The sequence below is a fragment of the Xanthomonas sp. NCPPB 3200 genome (assembly GCF_056393585.1).
On record NZ_CM150785.1, the window covers coordinates 4,684,691 to 4,703,727 of the forward strand.

The 19,037-nt window shown below is 60.2% G+C and carries 13 protein-coding genes, 1 pseudogene and 1 riboswitch; of the genes and pseudogenes, 3 read left to right on the forward strand and 11 right to left on the reverse strand.

What is annotated here, in order from left to right:
- Positions 1-81 precede the first annotated feature (81 nt).
- Positions 82-309, reverse strand: a complete 228-nt coding sequence (locus tag AC06DU_RS20280; protein ID WP_478203089.1) for a hypothetical protein — start codon at positions 307-309, stop codon at positions 82-84.
- 18 nt (positions 310-327) lie between these two features.
- Positions 328-490: riboswitch (yybP-ykoY riboswitch) on the forward strand.
- Between the two features lie 12 nt (positions 491-502).
- On the opposite strand from AC06DU_RS20280, the gene AC06DU_RS20285 reads away from it, so the two are divergent.
- Positions 503-1,087, forward strand: coding sequence for a manganese efflux pump MntP (locus AC06DU_RS20285; RefSeq protein ID WP_026064161.1), 585 nt, complete (start codon positions 503-505; stop codon positions 1,085-1,087).
- A gap of 96 nt (positions 1,088-1,183) precedes the next feature.
- On the opposite strand, the gene AC06DU_RS20290 is transcribed toward AC06DU_RS20285, so the two are convergent.
- The 3 genes from AC06DU_RS20290 to AC06DU_RS20300 all read right to left on the reverse strand — a co-directional run bounded on the left by AC06DU_RS20290 (position 1,184) and on the right by AC06DU_RS20300 (position 8,690).
- A complete protein-coding gene (locus AC06DU_RS20290) occupies positions 1,184-4,633 on the reverse strand; it encodes a NahK/ErcS family hybrid sensor histidine kinase/response regulator (protein ID WP_478203090.1) in 3,450 nt (1,149 codons plus the stop codon).
- 257 nt (positions 4,634-4,890) lie between these two features.
- Positions 4,891-7,305: a GH36-type glycosyl hydrolase domain-containing protein gene (locus AC06DU_RS20295; protein ID WP_478203091.1), complete on the reverse strand. Its 2,415-nt coding sequence runs from the start codon at positions 7,303-7,305 to the stop codon at positions 4,891-4,893.
- Positions 7,306-7,307: 2 nt separating this feature from the next.
- Positions 7,308-8,690 (reverse strand): MFS transporter, encoded by a 1,383-nt coding sequence (locus AC06DU_RS20300; protein ID WP_478203092.1) that lies wholly within the window; start codon positions 8,688-8,690, stop codon positions 7,308-7,310.
- 158 nt (positions 8,691-8,848) lie between these two features.
- Here AC06DU_RS20300 and AC06DU_RS20305 point away from each other — a divergent pair, with 158 nt between their 5' ends.
- Positions 8,849-9,433, forward strand: coding sequence for a gluconokinase (locus AC06DU_RS20305; protein ID WP_478203093.1), 585 nt, complete (start codon positions 8,849-8,851; stop codon positions 9,431-9,433).
- A 570-nt stretch (positions 9,434-10,003) separates the two neighbouring features.
- Complete coding sequence (locus AC06DU_RS20310; RefSeq protein ID WP_167706152.1) at positions 10,004-11,734, forward strand: outer membrane protein assembly factor BamB family protein; 1,731 nt, start codon at positions 10,004-10,006, stop codon at positions 11,732-11,734.
- Positions 11,735-11,824: 90 nt separating this feature from the next.
- Here the strand turns inward: AC06DU_RS20310 and AC06DU_RS20315 are convergent, their stop codons facing one another.
- The 7 genes and pseudogenes from AC06DU_RS20315 to AC06DU_RS20345 form a co-directional block, all read right to left on the reverse strand.
- Complete coding sequence (locus tag AC06DU_RS20315) at positions 11,825-12,052, reverse strand: hypothetical protein (RefSeq protein WP_016903869.1); 228 nt, start codon at positions 12,050-12,052, stop codon at positions 11,825-11,827.
- A complete protein-coding gene (locus AC06DU_RS20320) occupies positions 12,033-12,482 on the reverse strand; it encodes a 3-dehydroquinate dehydratase (RefSeq protein ID WP_046345097.1) in 450 nt (149 codons plus the stop codon). Before AC06DU_RS20320 ends, AC06DU_RS20315 begins: the two co-directional genes overlap by 20 nt.
- A gap of 10 nt (positions 12,483-12,492) precedes the next feature.
- Positions 12,493-12,927, reverse strand: coding sequence for a hypothetical protein (locus tag AC06DU_RS20325; protein ID WP_478203094.1), 435 nt, complete (start codon positions 12,925-12,927; stop codon positions 12,493-12,495).
- Positions 12,928-13,563: 636 nt separating this feature from the next.
- A pseudogene (locus AC06DU_RS20330) lies at positions 13,564-14,699 on the reverse strand (IS3 family transposase).
- A 596-nt stretch (positions 14,700-15,295) separates the two neighbouring features.
- A complete protein-coding gene (locus AC06DU_RS20335; RefSeq protein ID WP_478203095.1) occupies positions 15,296-15,685 on the reverse strand; it encodes a hypothetical protein in 390 nt (129 codons plus the stop codon).
- A 4-nt stretch (positions 15,686-15,689) separates the two neighbouring features.
- On the reverse strand, positions 15,690-16,634 hold the full coding sequence (locus AC06DU_RS20340) for an RHS repeat domain-containing protein (RefSeq protein ID WP_167706149.1): 945 nt from the start codon (positions 16,632-16,634) through the stop codon (positions 15,690-15,692).
- A 165-nt stretch (positions 16,635-16,799) separates the two neighbouring features.
- On the reverse strand, positions 16,800-18,650 hold the full coding sequence (locus AC06DU_RS20345) for a hypothetical protein (protein ID WP_478203096.1): 1,851 nt from the start codon (positions 18,648-18,650) through the stop codon (positions 16,800-16,802).
- Between the last annotated feature and the right edge of the window lie 387 nt (positions 18,651-19,037).

The window sequence follows — 19,037 nt, forward strand, 5'->3', positions numbered from 1 at the left end:
CTGCACGACGCAGGCGCTGGCTCACGCACGCGCAGCCAGACATGAGGCTTCTATCTCGCACTGCTTGCAGCACACCCCACGTCAGCGGCTTTCCCGGCCTTTTTCGCTGCCTGCTTCACCGGCATGCAGACCGTTGGTCGCTATAGCCAAGGCTATCGGGTGCCGCATCGCGCCGTTGCGTGGACATGCCTGTCTGGCTTTGATGCCTGAAAACAAGGCAAAAACCGCGTCACCCCTGCTCGCAATAGCCACGGCTATAAAGATCAGACCGACCTTCGCGTGCGCTGCAGACGCACCGAACGCGGCCATGCGTTGGTACACTGCGCGCCCCTTGGGGAGTAGCCTGCTTTCGCATCGTCGGAAGCGCCTGCATCAACATACTCGGCCGTTGCGCCGTGGTGCAGGCAACCAGTTCCGGTTTGGCGAGACCAGCGGCATGCGTGCACGACGAAGGTTGGCGCGGGCGCATGTCGTTGTGACCGTGCCCAGCCCGAGACTGTCGATGTCCCCTTTTTCCATTGTTTTGATCGGTTTCGCGATGTCGACCGATGCGTTTGCCGCGGCGATCGGCAAGGGCGCGGCGATGCGCAAGCCGCAGTGGCGCGATGCGCTACGCGCCGGCTTGATCTTCGGCTGCATCGAGGCGATCACCCCGGTGATCGGCTGGCTGCTGGGACGCGCCGCGTCCAGCTATGTGTCCGACTACGACCACTGGATCGCGTTCGTGCTGCTCGGTGCGCTGGGCACGCACATGATCGTGGCCGGGCTGCGAAGCGATGCGGACGACGCTGAAGAAGCAACGTCCGAGACGCCGAAACGGCATGGCTTGCTCGCCCTGGCCACCACCGGTTTTGCCACCAGCATCGATGCGATGGCGGTCGGCGTGAGCCTGGCGTTCCTGGACGTGCATATCGGCGTGGTGGCGGTGGTGGTGGGGCTGTGCACCTTCAGCATGGTCACCGCAGGCGTCATGCTGGGCCGCGTGCTCGGCAACCTGATCGGCAAGCGCGCCGAGATCCTCGGCGGCTTGATCCTGGTGATCGTCGGCAGCGTCATCCTCTACGAGCACCTGAGCGGCGCAGCGTAAGCACTATCCCTGGTAGGAGCGTGCCTGCGCGCGACCGGGCGTTATCGATAATGCTTCGTCGCGCGCAGGCACGCTCCTACGCTGCAGTCGCACCGCTCAGCGCGTTTTCGCATCGTGATGCGCGCTCAGAAACGCGCGTAACGAGGCCGGCTTCACCGGTTTGGTCAGCAGGCGGTAGCCACGCGCACGCGCGAGCTGCTTGAGTTCGTCGCGGCCGTCGGCGGTGAGCAGGGCGCCGGCAATCGGCGCGGTGGCGACGGCCTGCAGCGCATCCAGCGTGTCCAGGCCATCGAGCCGGTCGTGCAGGTGGTAATCCACCAGCATCAGGTCCGGCTGTTCGCGCGCGCGTTCCAGCGCCTGGTCCACGGTGCTGGCGGTGATCACCTCCACCTGCCAGCGACCGAGCAGGGCACGCATGCCGTCGAGGATCTCGCGGTCGTTGTCCACGCACAGCACGCGCAGGCCTGCCAGCGAATCGCCACTGGGCAGCGCACGTGCAACGGCCACCGGCAGCGCCGGCGGCAGCGGGACCGCCGCCACGCGCGGCAGCAGGATCGAGAACATGCTGCCGCGGCCGACCTGGCTGCGTGCGCTCAGGTCGTGGTCGAGCAGGCGCGAGATGCGCTGGCAGATCGACAGGCCCAGCCCCAGGCCCTGCTCGCCCCAGTCGAACGGCTGCTGATAGCGGCGGAATTCTTCGAAGATCTGCCGCATGTGGTGCTCGGGAATGCCCGGGCCGGTGTCCCACACCTGCAGCTCCACGTGCTCGCCGCGGCCGCGCATGCCCAGCACGATGCGGCCCTGGCGCGTGTAGCGCAGCGCGTTGGCGAGGAAGTTCTGCATCACCCGGCGCAGCAGGCGGCGGTCGCTGCGCACCCACAACGGGCGACTGTGCACCTGCAGCTGCAGGCCGCGGCTGGAGGCCACCGGCGCGTATTGCGCGGCCAGTTCGTGCATCAGCGCACTGGCATCGAAATCCTCGACCGTGGGCCGCAGGCCGCCGGCATCCAGCCGCGAGACGTCGAGCAGGCCATCGAGCAACTCCTCGGCCGCACGCAGCGAGGCATCCACGCGCTCGGCCAGATGGCGTTGTTCCTCGTTGTTCTGATGGCTCTCGCGCAGGGCCGAGGCGAACAGCCGCGCGGCATTGAGCGGCTGCAACACGTCGTGGCTGATCGCCGCCAGAAAGCGCGTCTTGGATTGCTGCGCCAGCTCGGCCTCGCGCGAGCGGTCGGCCACGCGCTGCTCCAGGTTCTCGTTGGCGTCCAGCAGCGCGCGTTCGGCACGCTTGTAGTCGGTGATGTCGTTGTAGCTGGTGACATAACCGCCGCCGGGCAGCGCCTGGCCGCGCATCTCGATCACCTTGCCGTCGCTGCGGGTGCGCTCGAACACATGCGGCGAGCCGGCGCGCATGTGGCGGATGCGGCGATCGATCTGATCTTCGATATCACCCTCGCCCAGCTCGCCGCGCTCGGCGTTGTAGCGGATCAGATCGGCCACCGGGCGGCCGACATACAGCATGCCGTCCGGGTAGCCGAACAGCTGCTGATAGCGGCGATTCCACGCAGTCAGGCGCATCTCCGGGTCGACCACGCTGACCGCGGCGCTGATGTTCTCCAGCGTGGTGGACAGGATCTCGCGATTGAAGCGCAGCTCCTGGCCGGCCTCGTCCAGCACCGCCACCACCTCGCCCAGGTCCATGCCCGAGCCGCGCAACAGGCTGGTCAGCACCAGGCGTGCGGAGGCCGCGCCGATCGAGGCGGCCAGCAGGCGCTCGGTGAACTGCACCCAGGCGCGGTCGGCCACCACGGTGGGTTGCAGCTCGCGCTCCAGCAGCACCGCCTGGTCGACGAAGGCGCGGTGCGCATGCCGCTCGCCCACCACGCGCTCGGCCAGGGCCTGCAGGTCGGCCACGCGCACATGCCCGGGCCAGTCGCCGGCCACCGCCGGCCGCTGTGCGTACGGGTCCAGGAAGGGCGCGGCGCGCAGGCGTTCGTCCACCCCGGGGCGCCAGCGTGCGGAGACCAGCATCATCGCGCCGACATTGATCAGCAGCGACCAGAACGTGCCATGCGCCAGCGGGTCCCAGCCGCGCATGCCGAACAGCTGCTGCGGCTGCAACCAGGCGATGCCGAACGGCCCGTCCACCAGCCAGTCCGGCTGCAGCCAGCCCGCGCGCGTGGCGGCCGGCAGCAGCAGCGTGTAGATCCAGGTCATGAAGCCCAGCACCATGCCGGTCTCCACGCCCTTGCGGCTGGCCCCTCGCCAGTACAACCCGCCGATCACGCCGGGGGCGAACTGCGCCACCGCCGCAAAGGCCATCAGGCCGTAGGCCGCCAAGGTGGTGTCGTTGGCCACGCTGCGGTGGTAGCCGTAGGCGATCAGCGCCAGCAACAGGATGGCGACGCGGCGGATCCACAACACCCGCGAGGCCACCGCCGCGCGCGCATCGGCGCTGCCGCGGCGGCGCAGCAGCACCGGCATCACCAGGTCGTTGCTGACCATGGTGGCCAACGCGATGCTGGCCACGATCACCATGCCGGTGGCGGCCGAGAACCCACCCACATAGGCCACCAATGCCAGCACGGTGTTGCCCTGGCTCAGCGGCAGCGCCAGCACCACCGCGTCGTCGACCACCGTGCTGCCCTTGCCGAACAAGGCCACGCCGGCCGATGCGATCGGCACCACCATCGCCGAAATGATCACCAGGTACGCGCCGAACAACCAGCGCGCGCGACGGATGTCGCCGACGTCGCTGCATTCCACCACCGCCACATGGAACTGGCGCGGCAGGCAGATCACCGCCAGAAAGCTCAGCAAGGTCTGCGAAATGAAGCCCACCGACGGGGTGTGCTCGAACAAGGTGCGCGCCGAGTCGGCGATGGGCACCTGGTGGTCGCTCAGCCACACCCAGGCGAACAGGCCCACCGCGACGATGGCGATCAACTTGATCACCGACTCCAGCGCGATCGCCAGCATCATGCCGCGGTGGTGTTCGGTGGCATCGACCTGGCGGGTACCGAACAAGGTGGCGAACAAGGCCATCAACAGCGCCACGTACAACGCCGGATCGGCAAGGATGCCGCGCCCGGCACTGCTATGCCCGGTCAGCACCTCCAGGCTCATCGCCACCGCCTTGTACTGCAGCGCCAGGTACGGAACGATGCCGACCAGCGCAATCACCGCCACCAAGGCCGCCAGCCGCCGCGAGCGGCCATAGCGCGAGGAAATGAAATCGGCGATGGAGACGGTGTTTTCGGCGCGTGCGATCAGCGCCAGCCGCTCGATGATGCGCCAGCCGAACAGCAGCAACAGCAGCGGGCCCAGGTAGATCGGCAGATAGCCGATGCCGTTGCGCACCGCCGAGCCGACCGCGCCGTAGAAGGTCCACGACGAGCAGTACACCGCCAGCGCCAGGCTGTAGACCGCCGGCCGCAGCCACGGCCGCTCCGGGTACAACGGACGACGGTCGCCCCACCAGGCCACGCCGAACAGCAGCACGGCATAGCCGACGGAAACCAGCAGCAGGATCCAGCTTGATACCAAGGGGCGTTCCTAGGCCAATGCGAACGGGGAGTTTACGCAGTGGGGAATCGGGAGTGGGGAACAGCCCGCCTGGCCGCACGTGCGTAGGAGCGCGCTTGCGCGCGACAGGGCACTGGCGGGAAAGCCTCATCGCCCGTAGGAGCGCGCCTGCGCGCGATAGGGCACTGGCGGGAAAACCTTATCGCGCGCAAGCGCGCTCCTACACCAGCTTGGCAGTTATCGCAGTTGCCCCCGATCAGGCGCCGCGGACGCGCCACTCAGCCCGGTAGCCGCACCTGCACCTGGTACGTGCGTCCGGCGACAATGCCGTGCACGCGCTGGTCCGGGCAGGCGGTGCCATCCACCTCAACGTCGACGTGCGTGCGCCCCGGTTCACGCGTCAGCGTCACCTCGAACTGCGCGCCGCGGAACTGGCGCGTCACCCGGGCCTGCGACCAGTGCGAGGGCAGCTGCGGGCGGATCGCCAATGCATCGCCTTCGCCGACCAGGCCGAACAGCCCTTCCAGCACGCAGCGATACACCCAGGCCACCGTGCCGGTGTTGAACAGCTGGCTGGAACGCCCGGCCGTGCGCGGGTACTGGTGCCAGGCGCCGCGATAGTAGTTGGGCAGCGACACCGGCAGGTGGCCGCGCTGCAGCACATCCTCGCGGGTGGGGCCGGGCAGCAGCGCGCGCAGGATCTCCCAGGCGCGGTCGGCTTCGCCGATCTGGTACAGGCTGTACAGATAGAACGCCGCCGCGTGGTTGTAGACCGCGCCGTTTTCCGCGGCGCCCGGCCACTTCTGCGTCAACCGCCCCACGTCATCGCGCATGTGCGTGTAGGCCGGGGCCAGCATCACCGGCCCGTACGGCGTATGCAGCTGCTCGCGCACCGCCTCCAGCAAGGCCGCGCGCTGCGCGCTGTCGGCGGTGCCGGCCAGCAGCGCAAAGCTCTGCGGATTGAGATAGATGCGTCCTTCCACATCCTCTGCGATGCCGAAGCGCACGCCATCGTCGGTGATGCCGCGCGCATACCAGTTGCCGTCCCACAGCTCGCGGTTGGCATCGGCGTTGATCGCCTGCACGGCCTGCGCAAACGTCTCCGCCTGCGCGCTTCGCCCATGCGCTGCGCAGATGCCCGACCACAGCCGCAATGCATACGCGGTGGCCACGGTGAGCCAGCCGGACACGCCCTTGCCGCGCCAGCCGACCATGTTCATCGGGTCGCACCAATCGCCCTGCGCGATGAAACTCAAGCCACGTGCATCGCGCGCGTCCAGCAGCCACTGCATCGCTGCATCCAGTCGCTGGGCCACGCTGAGCGCCTGTCCATCGTGCGTACGGACCACCGCATCGAGCACGCTGGCATCGCCGGTTTCGGCCAGATAGGCGCTCAGGAAGATCGGCAACCACACGCAGTGATCGGTATGTGGCACCTGGTTGATGTATTTGAGCTCGGCGCCTTCCACCAGCAGGATGCCATCCGGCATCGCACCGCTGGGCTCCTGCTGCGAGAGCGCGTGCAACAACGCCGCACGTGCGGTGGCCGGCTGCAGGTAGGCCATGCCCATGTGGTCCTGCAGATAGTTGCGCGTCTGCGGATCGGTGGTCAGGCGATTGACGTCGCCGTGATAGAACACCTGCCGCGGCAGCCAATGGTTGACCAGGTTGTCCAGCGCCGGATCGGGCGTGGCGATCTGCGCGCAACCCTGCCCGCCCTGCAGATACTGCGCGTAGTCGCGCGCGGCGGCGGCAAAGCCGGCTTCGGACAGATAACGCGCACGCAGCGCGGCGATTTCCGCATCGTCCTTGGCCGGCCCGAACGCGAAGCGGTAGACACTTGCCGCATCGGCGTCCAGCGTCAGCCGATACTGCAACGCGGCGGCCGGGTTCTCGTAGTGCGCATCGCTGTTGCCCAGCTGCTCGGCCTGGATGGCCGAGGGCGCATGCAGGCCGCCCTCGCCTTCGAAGGCCATCTGCTGCGCATCCCAGGCCACCGGCGGCTGCTCGTGCAACAGGAAGGTACAGTCCTTGAAATCGCGCTGACGGAAATAGTCGTCCACCTTCTGGTACGGCGCCACGCTACGGCAGACGATGCCGCCCAGCGCCGGCTCGTAAGCGCCGCCCTGATGCATCCACGACATGTAGCCGATCGGGAAATACGGATACAGGCTGAGCCGGCGCGTACGCCCGGACTGGTTATGCACGCGGCATTCCCACAGCTCCACTGCATCGTCGGTGGGCAACGCCACGCACAGCTCCACCACGATGCCGTCGTGGCGCACCCGCCAGCGCACATCGTGCTTGCCCGCGGAAAACGCGAACTGTTCCGGCGTTGCGCGCACCGGTTCGTGCGGCACCGAATACAACGCGCCGCTGTCTTCGTCCTTGAGATAGAAGAAGCGCCCGGGATGATGCGCGTAGTACGGCTGCTCGGGCATCATGAAGTTGCGCGCTTCCAGCAGCGGCGCATGCGCGTACTTGGCCGGCTCCGGCTGCATGAACTGCCCGGTGGCGTAACCACGGCAGGTCAGCTGCAGCATCATGCGGCGGTTCCACAGGAACCCGCCCGCGTTCGGCATTGCGGTGGGGCTGTAGAGCGCATAACGCGTGCCGTCGGCGCTGGGCGCCAGCAACGCGGAAAGATCGTCGTCGGGCGTGGACGTGGAATCGGCGTGGGAGAGTGCAGACACGGTCAGCGGTGCTCCTGTTCGTCGCGCTTGCGCGCGGCCAGTTCGTGTTGGATGCGGCGCAACAGGCCATCATCGAGTGGATAGAAACGCATGGTCCAGGCTGCCAGCAGCGCCACCGCGCCCGGGATCACCGTCAGCAGCAGCACGATGCCGGTCAACGAGGCGGCCGACTGCGCGCTGTTGGCCACATAGCCCATGCCCGCCAGCACCCAGGCGATGCCGGCCGAAGCAAGCGCGCCACCGAGCTTTTGCGAAAAGGTCGCGGCGGCGAAGGTCATCGCGGTGGCGCGCCGGCCGGTGCGCCATTCGGTGTAATCGGCGCTGTCGGCATACATCGAAAATGCCAGCGGCGACTTCGGCCCCAACGCCAGCCCGATCAGCATGTTCAGCGCGAAGATCGCCCACACCGCATCGGCAGGAATGAAAAACATCAGGCAGCTCAACACGCCCACCACCGCCATCAGCGCGGTCATCAACTGGCGCTTGTCCCAATGCCGTGTCAGCAACGGCGTGATCGCCGCGCCCACTGCCAGCGACACCGAATAGCAACCCAGAAACAGCCCGGTCAGGTCGGGCCGCTGCACGTAGTACTTGAGGTAATACACGCCCGCACCACCGCGCATGACAATGGTGATCATGATGATCAGCGACAGCACGAACAGCACGCACCACGGCTTGTTCTGCAGCAGGTCGGCGATATCCCGGCGGATCGGCGTGCGCTGTTGCGGCGGTGGCTGCACGCGCTCGCGCGTGGTCAGCGCCACGGTCACGAACAACGCCACCGCCACCGCGCCGTACAGCATCATCGTGCGCTGCCAGCCCAGTGCATCGTTGCCGGCACCGAACCAGGCCACCAGATCCAGCGTGCAGTAATTCACCAACGTGGTGCCGGCGAATGCGGCGATGAAGCGCAGGCTGATCAGGCTGGTGCGCTGGCTGCTGTCGGCGGTGATCACGCCGGACAATGCCGAGTACGGAATGCTCACCACCGTGTAGGCCAGCATCATCACCAGGAAGCTGATCGTGGCCCACCACATGCGTCCGTTCTGATCCAGCGCAGGCGTGGTGTAGGCGAGCACGCCGGTCACCGCCATCGGCACGGCGCCCCACAACAGATACGGGCGGAATTTGCCCCAGCGGCTGCGTGTGCGATCGGCCAGTGCACCCATCGCCGGATCGGCGATCGCATCGGCGATCTTGGTCAACAGGATCATCGTGCCCACCGCCGCTGCCGGCAGATGCATGGTGTCGGTGTAGAAGATCAACAGGAAGGCGGAGATGTTGGCCCAGTACAGATTCAGGCCCAGATCGCCGGCGCCGTAGCCCAGTTTTTCGCGCCAGCGCAGGCGCGCCGATGCAGGAGACGTTGCAGGCGATGACGGCATCGGCAGACCTTGGAGTGCGTTGAACCCGGCCGAGCGCGCCGTTACGCTGGGCGGCCCGCTCACCTGGCGAGGAGCGCCGACGCTACACCACGCATCGACTGCCGCCAACGTGAAATCCGGCAAAATGCCGAATCGATCCGGAGATATAACCTGACGTGATGGACACAGCCGCCCCCGCTACACCCGCGTCCGCTTCGCCCCTGGCCATCGTGGTGATGGGCGTTTCCGGCAGCGGCAAGACCACCATCGCGCAGGCCCTGGCAGCGCATTACGGCTACCGTTTTCTGGACGCCGACGACTACCACAGCGTGGCCGCACGCGCGCAGATGGCCGCTGGCCAGCCACTCACCGATGCGATGCGTCTGCCGTGGGTGGAGTTGCTGGCGGCCACCTTGCGCGACTGCGTACAGGCCGGCGAGTCGGTGGTGCTCGCGTTCTCGGGCTTGCGCGGCACGCACCGTCAATTGCTGCGCCGCAGCGGCATTCCGATCCGCTTCGTGTTCCTGCACGCCGCCCCGCACGTGATCGCCGCGCGCCTGAGCGCACGCGCCGGCCACTTCATGCCGGCCAGCCTGCTGGATAGCCAGTTGCAGACCCTGGAATTGCCGTTGGACGAAGCCGACGTGGTGTCGGTGGATGTGGACGCCACGGTGGCGGAGGTGGTGCAGGATGCGATCGCGCAGCTGGCGCTGATCGCTCCCGCTGCAGTGCACACCGCCGCGCCCTCGCCGCAAAGCGCATAACACGCCGGATAGCGCAGCTACATGGCTGTTTCCTTCTCCCAGCGGGAAAAGATGCCCCGAAGGGGCGGATGAGGGGACGTGCGAAGCCTCGTGCATTTTGACGACACAGAAGCTTCGCACCGTACCCTCACCCCAACCCCCGCTCCGAGCCCCGGCCCGCGTTTGCGACGCGGGCGCTCCAAGGCACGCGCGCCAGTGGCGCGCAAACCGTGCCTTCTCGCCCCGCCGGGAGAGGGGCTGTGTTCGACACCGTGGCCAACCTCACAAGGTGGCGCAACATTTCCTGGTTACTTTTTGCAGACCATTGATTTGCATGCAAATACGCATGCATCGCGGCCAATCATTTTTTCTATCGCAGCGGCCGCCGATCGTGATGAATCATCAGCATTTGTGCGAATAGCGAACACGTTGAACGCAATTTTTTCGAGCTGGTGGCACCAGATGCGAGCGGACCCGACCGTTGAATGAATGCGGAAAAGTGCGTGTATTGCACGGTCGCCACAATCGGCCATCTTCACTCGGCAGATCCGGGGGGATCCAGCGCTTCCTTCCATCTATGGACATGCCGTGATGACAAATTCAATTCGCCGCTTGCGATTTCGCAGTTTGACGCTCATTCCCTGCCTGCTTGCCAGCGCAGTGGCTTTCGCCCAGGCCGGCTCCACAACCGCACAACAGTCGGTGTCGTCGCTGGATACCCAGGCTTTTGCACGCTCCGGCCAGATCTGGCGCAGCTTCGGCAATCAACTGCCGTTCGCCAGCCCCACCAGCTGGACCACCGCCGGCGGCGGCTACTTGAACCAGCGCTTCGCGCCGGGCGAGTGGAAGATCAACCGCACCACCGTCAAAGGCCTCAAGCCGGCCTGGACCCTGACCACCACCGGCGACATCTCGGCCACGCCGAGCGTGGAAGGTGGAACGTTGTACGTACCCGACTGGGGCGGCACGCTGTATAGCGTCGACACCCAGACCGGCAAACCGAACTGGCAGGCCAAGTTGTCCGACTACACCGGCAATGCCAACTCGGTGACGCGCAACACGCCGGCCATCAGTGCCAACAGCATCATCGTCGGCGACCAGGCCGCCGGCACCGTGCTGGCGATCGACAAGAAGACCGGCAAGCTGCTGTGGAAGACCACCGCCGAAGCCAACCCGCAGGCGCGCATCACCTCCTCGCCGGTGATCTACGGCAACCGCGTGTATGTGCCCGTGTCCTCCGGCGACTGGGGCAACCTGGACCCGACCCACACCTTCAGTTTCCGCGGCAGCGTGGTGGCGCTGGATCTGAACACCGGCAAGAAGGTGTGGCAGTTCTACAACGTACCCGAGGGCTATACCGGCGCATCGGTGTGGGGCCAGGTGGCGATCGATCCGATCAACCGCCGCCTGTATTTCGGCACCGGCAACAACTACAACATTCCCGCCAGCGTGGGTAACTGCGTGTCCAACGCACGCTCCTACCGCGGCAGCGAACTCACCGTGCAGGACGAACTGGCGTGCATGGCACCGGACAACTACGTCGACTCGGTAATCTCGCTGAATCTGGACACCGGCAAGCTGGTCTGGGCCGACCGTGCACAAGGCTACGACGCCTGGAACCTGTCGTGCATCGTGGCGCCCACCAATGGCCTGTGCCCGAACACCCAGGCAACCAACCTGACCGGCCCTGATTACGACTTCGGCGGCGCCGGCGTGCAGCTGTTCACCGTGTGGCGCGATGGCAAGGCCCAGCAGCTGGTCGGCGCAGGGCAGAAGAGCGGCATCTACTGGGCCTTCGACGCCAAGACCGGTGCCAAGGTGTGGTCGACCCAGGTCGGCCCCGGCGGCACCACTGGCGGCGTCGAGTGGGGCACTGCGTTCGATCCGTACAAGTCGCAGGTCTATGTGGCCATCAACAACAGCACCAACGCCACCTATACGCTGGGGCCTGCGAATACCCAGAGCCACAACGGCGGCTCGTGGGCAGCGCTGGACGCCGCCACCGGCAGGATCAAGTGGCAGGTCAAGGTGCCCGGCATCAACCGCGTGAATCCAAATGTGCCGGCCGGTGGCCAGGGCTCGCTGACGGTGTCGCCGAACCTGCTCTACGCCGGTTCGATGGCCGGCAATATGGTCGCCCTGGATACCGACACCGGCGCCACGCTGTGGAACCACGACGCCACCGGCTCGGTGATCAGCTCGCCGGCGATCGTGGACGGTGCGCTGTACTGGGGCGCAGGCTACGGCCGCTTCAACTTCGGCACTGCCGCAACGGCCAACCAGCTGACCAAGTTCGTGCCGGAGGCCAGCCCGGCCAAGTAAGCGTCAACCCCTGTGATCTGCGTCGAGCGACGCACAAGCACGGCAGAACGACGGCGCCACCTTCGGGTGGCGTCGTTGTGTATCACGCCGCTACAGACGCGTGACCTGGCACAGGCGGATCTGCCCCGCTTCCAGCCCATGCGCCTCCGCCGCACGGCGGCGCAACGCGGTGACCAGCCCGGCGGCATCCAGCACGCCATCGGCAGGCACGTCCACGCTGTGGGCCAGTTGCCCCCACAGCACCGGCCGACCGTCGCAATAGCCCTCGTAGTCGGCGAAATAATGCAGTTGGCGCAGCTCAGGTACCGACGTGGACATCGCCCTGGATCTCCGTGCAGCCCAGATGTTCCAACGCGATTTCCAGCCCGAGCAGATAGCTCTGCGCGCAGTAACCGCGCACCGTCGCAATGCGTTGCCCGAAACCCTCCGGCAGGCAACGCTCCGGACGGTCCACGCTATCGTCGTGAGCCTCCACGAACGGGTACGGCAACGCGCTGAGTACACGGTGCAGGCGCGCACTGTCCACGCAGCTGCCCGGATCGATCAACGCGATCTCCATCCGCGCCTGCCCGGCCACGCGCAAGGCATCCAGCAGCTCCTGCTCCGACCCGCAGGCACGCAACGCAACCGTCTTGCCCGCGTCGCCGGCGCATTGCACGAGCTGCCGAATGACGGCCCGCGGCAACGGCTGCGGACCACGCACCAGCGGCATCGCCGCCTCCGGCCCACGCACGATCATGATCGACATGGCGGCTTCCTCAGGCAGCGGCGCGCAAGGGCGCGCACAGCGACGGCAGACAACGCGCCGCAATACCCAGCGACATCGCATAGGCGCGCGGCGCATCGTGCGGCGTAATCACCACCGCCAGCGGCGCATGCTGCGGATGCAGCCACGGCTCCAGCTCCTGCGCCGCGTCGGTGTGCAGCTCGATATACGGCGCAGGCAGCGCATCCAGTGCAGCGCGCAAGGCTTTCGCATGCACCTGCGCACGCTCGGAGGCCGACAAATCGCCCGAATCCAGCAACACCAGCTCCACCTCGGCATCGCCACCGGCGGCCTGCAAGCCGGCAATCAAACCATCGACATCCGCACACGCCAGCCTGCGCAACGCGCGTCCCGCACACTCGGGCAGCTGCAGCGGCGCCATCTGCGCCGGATCGGCCTGCGGACCTTGCAAAATCAGGATACACATCGTGTTCGACTCAACGCACCACAGTGCGGGAGTGCCAAGGTAGGCCTGCCGGGCATAAAGGGGCTATTTGCCGATTAGTGGTCCGGCATAAAGAATGCGTAGTAATTTCCACGCGCAGTACCAAACACAACTGGAACCTGTTCTCACACTGTGGCAACCTAGACGTGGGGCGTATAGGTTCGAATTGGGGGAACAGGGGCGATAAGAAAAAATTATTCCAGTCACCGGATCTGTAAGTACAGGACCGGCAGCGCATTGAACAACGCAGCTTGAATTAATTCACTCACCTTACTTCGGTATTTTTATGATCCGTGGACTAGTTTTTCTAACTTTGATGTTGGCAAGCTCCCAATGCTTCGCGGCCTACTCACTCGGGGGACAGAAGATAAAGAACATAGCCACTGGATGGGGAGGAGAAGCCATATATGTAGTCACTGAAGGCCCGCTACCTGCGGGAACAGGCTGCGGCGGTGGAAATCGTTTCATGATTACACCCAACGCATTGATGTACAAAGAGATTCTTTCCATGGCACTAACATCTCTGCAAAGCAAGAATACGGTAGAAATTTACGTGGACGGTTGCAACGGAACTTCAATGCAAATTAAGGCATTCACTGTAGCTGAATGAGTGAAGACTTAAACACCAGGTGCGGACTCCCATAAATAGTGCCTGCTTAAATTTAGAGGTCTGCCGAGATATGGATCACGGAAATCGGCGGGCGTTAGCCCGCCCAAGCTGTCGTGCGGGATCTGTTGGTTGTAGTCGGCCAGCTAATGCCAGGTCTGATCGCGGACTTCGCTCATGGTGCGGGAAAAATGTGCATTGCTAGTGCGCCGCGTCGGCAGCTGTCGTTGGAACGTTCGATGAAGCAGTTCTGCATCGAACACCTCGGCCCGATGAAATTCAATGCAATGCTTTTGCGCTCAGCCCACTCGACCAAGTCAGCACGGAAAATTAAGTTCTTTCGTCCAGACGAAGCCTGTTCAGATTACCGGGCCAGGCCGCGATGCGTTCCGATGTTCGGATGACGCGTGCAGCCGGCAGATTCAAGTCCATTTCGATCGCCAAGCTTCCCGACTGAAATCGTCGATGACATTGAACGTGCGGAAACGTCGACCGTCCCATAGCGCATCGGACATGAAATCGATCGACCATCCAGCCTTGGGTCGATCACCGCATGTCAGCGGCTGTGATTGATGCATCAGTATCCGGCGCCTGCTGCGACGACAATGATTGAGCTTCATCAGGCAGTGCACATGCCAAACACTCCGGTTGTTCCACACATGTCCGCGACAACGGATGGTCTGAAACAGCTCTCCAAGACCCCGCCCAGGAAGGCGCTCGGCCAACTCGGACAACAGCGCAATGACTTCCTGGTCGCGATCGGGAAGACGCCGATAGGGCGCTGTTGAGCGAGGTACGCCAACGACCGAACAGGCCCTGCGCTCACTCCAGCCATTCTGCTCGACGAGCCAGGCAAGCAGCGGGCGCTTGTGCGCCGGATCTACAGATTTTTTGCGATCAGATCCTTCAAAGTATGGTTCTCCATCGCCAACTCGGCATACATCCGCTTGGGTTTGGCATACTCGGCTTCAACATCACGCAGCCGCTGCACGTCGGAGGCTTCCATGCCGCCGTACTTGGACTTCCAGACGTAGTACGTCGCATTGGAAATGCCTAGCTCACGACATACATTCTTGACCTGTTTTCCAGCCTCAGCCTGCTTCAACGTTGTAACAATCTGGCTCTCGGTGAATTTGCTCTTGCGCATCCGTTGCCTCCTGCGTGGCTAGTGTGCCTGAGAACCTCTACTTGAGACCGGATAAATTTTACGGGAAACTGACAAGTTGTTCAGGCGTTTGTTAGAGCTCGCTTAGAATATAGTGAGCAGTCCCGCAGTCCGGCCATGCTGAGCAATTTCCCGTTCCTGTGCATAGATCCCAAGTCCTTGTGTGTGTGCACTTACAAGCTCGTATTTCTAACATCAGCGATCGCGCAAATGCATCGAACTAAAGATTATATCGAGCATATTTAACTCAAGCTTGTTGCACAGATTCTGACCTTCGAAGACGCAGAGTAGCTCGTGCACGGGCATCAATCTGTTGTTTTCGCATTGCACTAATAATCGGCACTTAGGGAAATTTGACCTGGCCAACCTATCCGTTGAAGAACGGCACCGGGTTCAACTAAGAAGTTAACCTACTCCCCCTTTTCCGACTAATTAGATCTAAATCATTACTCAAGCCTGATAAACATCTGACGATCGCGATTAACGAATTGCGATTAAAGAAATGCCAAAAATCAATCGCGCAATACATTAAGAAATCTTCTCAGGACTTCAATTAGCCAAGCTGGACGTACCCCAACTTAATTAGTTGTTTTAAAATCATATATTTTCATCTTGTGAGAAAATCCATCTTCCGCAGAACCAGCCTCATACTTGGCTTTAATATAGACGGGAAGATCCTCAGGCTCTAATCCCATGTTCGCATGCGCAAAATCTATAAGACGCATATAGGCTCTACCTCCATTAACACCCTCGCCACTTGCTATACTCACTTGTGGGCCGTTTGTACCACACTCAACCAAAGTAATATCATGAATGGTTACATTTATACAGGCGCGCACTTGAATAATTGCGCCATCCATTTTCTTGTGCGAATAAATAGCAGTAGATATCCGCTGATAACTTTCATCCAAATTATTATCTGACGAATTGGTAGAGGCGAAAATATTTATAGGGAAACCTATTAACATCAAGCTAAGGACTACAAGACTTTGCAGACGGACAGAGCTGTCGAACCGATCGATCCGCCTGATTATTGATAGCATTCCAGTTCATCCCTTTGTCAGATGAGAATAAATTAAAAGGCTCGGTGCGCCCCAATGCTTCAAACATTCTTGCCTGTGTGGAACTAGCAGTAATTTCACTGCTATTCAAGGCGCTGCGACTACTAGTGACTATCATGGATGTAGCAATTTCATCATCTCTGTAATCTATTCCATGCGATGCCTCATGTACGGTTATAGATCCGAGCTTATCTAAACTATTTAGAGCCTTAAAATTCAGACCAATCTGTATCTGATCACCAATTCTCGTAGCTTCCCCAAGATTTTTAGGATTTGCTAAATTTCCGGTAATTGTAACCCCATTTGGTGTATTGGGCTTCCCTAGAAACCTACTCACTTGAGCAACTCTCGAATTTGGCGACGATTTCTCAGCTGCTTTATTTATTATTTTTACCGCATTTTCAAGACTTGTACAATCTTGCTTTCCCGCGTGACATTCATAGCGCCCATCAGGGTCGATGTTCAAATAGGGATTATTTGCAGCATATTTATATCGATTGAAATTCGCAGCTGTCTTAGGACTTGGATTGATAGGATCAGCTGATATGAATCTTCCAATATTAGGGTCGTAATATCTTTGCTGCATATAGGTCAGGCCTGTCGCCATATCTGCCAAATGCCCAGTGTAGCCCACGCCGCTATCACCTAAGGAACTGTTCAGAGTGGCCCCATAGGGCTCATACTCATTACGTGTAACGACCGCTTTATTCTCATCAGTGAATAATACGGGACTACCCAATCCATCCGTATGAACATAACGAACAACTTGTGCTGAAACTTCAGAAATATTTAATAAAAAGCATCCACCCCACAGGGCAGCAAATAGAATCGTTTTTCTATAAGGGGCTAAAGACATTTTCCTCACCCAGAGATAACTATCTTACCAACAAGTAATCTGCAAATATATTCACAAATTCTAAATTTTTAAGCGGGCAATTCTTGTATCGAATTGAATCATCGCAACAAGCACTCCCACGCGCCAAATTTTATGAATTTTAGTGATAATCAAGTTTCTCACAATTCACTGACTCGATTCCACAGTTTTTAGTGGCCGTGCAAATACGTCTAAGCAACTCGCACCATTGCAGTCTTGAGCTACCCGCCAGACATGTGTGATACCAGGTTCCTTAACTGTTTTATTTATTAAGGGCCGCAGAAACGATGCTGTATATCCCGCATCTAAGGTAGAGGGATAGATCCCCACACGTTTTGGATAGTTCGGGTTACTAGCACCAAGTTCATACGTAAAATCTGTGCGGGAAAGTTCGATACCATCTTTTGAACGGATAGTATTCAGCAGCAAGCCCTCGTTCGAATTGTATGTGTTGCCGTATGTGTAGCTATCGAGCGAACCGTCTGGATTTAAAATTCGAGTCCTAGTGTAGCCATCAGTCATCGGCAAAAACCCGTGGCGTGAGATATATCCATACTTCCAAATTGACTCTGTAAGGCCCGGCCCCGAAACCGATTTATACACAAGTCTGGTAGCAGCGTACCAAACCGGGAGCTGAGGCTCCTGTATCATTCCGAAGAAAGGTGACGAAATCCACCCGGATACATAGCAATTCTTAGGAACTCCAGATTTGCCAAAGATCCCTTGGGAAAACCGATAAGTCGTCTGCGCTCCGGAGGGAGAATTTACGACATACTGCACATAATTATAGTTATTATTGTCTATACTATCTTGAGTTTGCTCTTTCATCCAGTTATTCTGATTTATGCAACTTCCGTAGTAAGGATCCATTGTCGGTGAGGAACTAAATATGGCCCCTCCCGCATAATTCCATTTACTATTGTCTGGATTACGAACCTCCACCAGCACTTTCCGTGTCTTAGAGCCGTTGCCTTCGTAAGAATAAACCCAGCTCCTACCGCCTGAGTTAACCGAATTCAGAAACCCATCTGTATCGTAGGTCAAACTAATCGAGCGTCCGTCACTAGCAACTATCGATAGTAGCTTTACTTTTTCTGTTGGAGCATTGGAGTACTGGTACGTAATCCAGTTTCCAAATTTGTCTTCGACGCGTGTGGGGTATAACGATACGTTTTGTACACTCATTGTGGCCGTAAGGACGGTCCCTGCTGGGTATCCCGTCGGGGCATAAGTCGTAAACACTTCGCGGCTATTATCAGTAGCCAGCCAATCGAAACGATATCTAAAACCTTTAGCGGTGGTAATCTGATAGCCCTCATTACCTTCATAACCAGCATTATTAGGGAGACCACTTATTGAATTCGCTAGGCTAGGCAGGCAGGTAGCAATTGCCTGGTCGATCGTTCGCCAATATACTTTGTCCATACTTGCTGCCACCGGCAGCTCGCCGGTGTTATACAAAAGCACACCCCCTCCATCAGGCAAATAAAGGGTAGGAGGAACCCAATATGTGAAAGTAATAAATTTGTTCTCAGGTGACTTGTTTCCGGCAGAAGGATATATATAATTCTGCTGTGAAACACTACAGTTTTTATAAGGTCTGGACTGGTCTATATTCGCCCACCCGATATTTTTTGCGTGGGTTAAACTGACCCTGGGGAGATCTAGGATCCAATCTCCTAGAGGAGCCGCGATGCTTCCATACCCAACCACACCAGTATCTTTGGAGCGTCTCAGCTCGACAGGTATTTCGTTGTTTCCAGGTATAGAGACATCTATTGCATTCAGCGTAAGGCGGCCGGTCTGGTTATCGATTTGTTCTCCTTCCCCTACGGCAACGCCGTTGACATTTGATGTCGGCGGCACCACCAATTTTTCATATATTAGGTTTGAGGTCTGCGAGCGACCGACCCCACTCACTTGCAATAGCACTAGCGCTAGCGCCACGCAAACATAATCGTAAACTTTCTGAGGGTGAGAAGGATATCTGATTTTCATTGGACCTAAATTTCTTTATTTTAGCTTGGCGGACTGTTGAATGAGGGAACCACATGAAAATTATTAAAATTACTTTAGATAAACTTTGAAAGTATCGCAACTAACTGTCTAATAATCGACTTTTATTTTATTTGTCAAGACCACAATTAAGTTCGCCATCAATGTCCTACCTTGGGCTTAGCATCGTCGAAGTACATTGTGGGCAAATTTTCTGCATTCCTGCGCCAGCGTTCCAAATCACACAAAGCAGGCTGTTGATACCTGATAGATCCCTAACTGGGTCACCTCCACATCACGTACCCAATCATTTGCTGAGGCCTGAGGAACAGTCACAAATAAGCATGACGCCGCTGCCAGAAACATAATAAAAACATAGATTTATGTTAC

Bases quoted from the DNA above. Each gene is read 5' to 3' on its own strand.
- AC06DU_RS20280 (WP_478203089.1), bottom strand. From the start codon at position 309: ATGGCCGCGTTCGGTGCGTCTGCAGCGCACGCGAAGGTCGGTCTGATC.
- AC06DU_RS20285 (WP_026064161.1), top strand. From the start codon at position 503: ATGTCCCCTTTTTCCATTGTTTTGATCGGTTTCGCGATGTCGACCGAT.
- AC06DU_RS20300 (WP_478203092.1), bottom strand. From the start codon at position 8,690: ATGCCGTCATCGCCTGCAACGTCTCCTGCATCGGCGCGCCTGCGCTGG.
- AC06DU_RS20305 (WP_478203093.1), top strand. From the start codon at position 8,849: ATGGACACAGCCGCCCCCGCTACACCCGCGTCCGCTTCGCCCCTGGCC.
- AC06DU_RS20310 (WP_167706152.1), top strand. From the start codon at position 10,004: ATGACAAATTCAATTCGCCGCTTGCGATTTCGCAGTTTGACGCTCATT.
- AC06DU_RS20315 (WP_016903869.1), bottom strand. From the start codon at position 12,052: ATGTCCACGTCGGTACCTGAGCTGCGCCAACTGCATTATTTCGCCGAC.
- AC06DU_RS20320 (WP_046345097.1), bottom strand. From the start codon at position 12,482: ATGTCGATCATGATCGTGCGTGGGCCGGAGGCGGCGATGCCGCTGGTG.
- AC06DU_RS20325 (WP_478203094.1), bottom strand. From the start codon at position 12,927: ATGTGTATCCTGATTTTGCAAGGTCCGCAGGCCGATCCGGCGCAGATG.
- AC06DU_RS20335 (WP_478203095.1), bottom strand. From the start codon at position 15,685: ATGTTAATAGGTTTCCCTATAAATATTTTCGCCTCTACCAATTCGTCA.
- AC06DU_RS20340 (WP_167706149.1), bottom strand. From the start codon at position 16,634: ATGTCTTTAGCCCCTTATAGAAAAACGATTCTATTTGCTGCCCTGTGG.
- AC06DU_RS20345 (WP_478203096.1), bottom strand. From the start codon at position 18,650: ATGAAAATCAGATATCCTTCTCACCCTCAGAAAGTTTACGATTATGTT.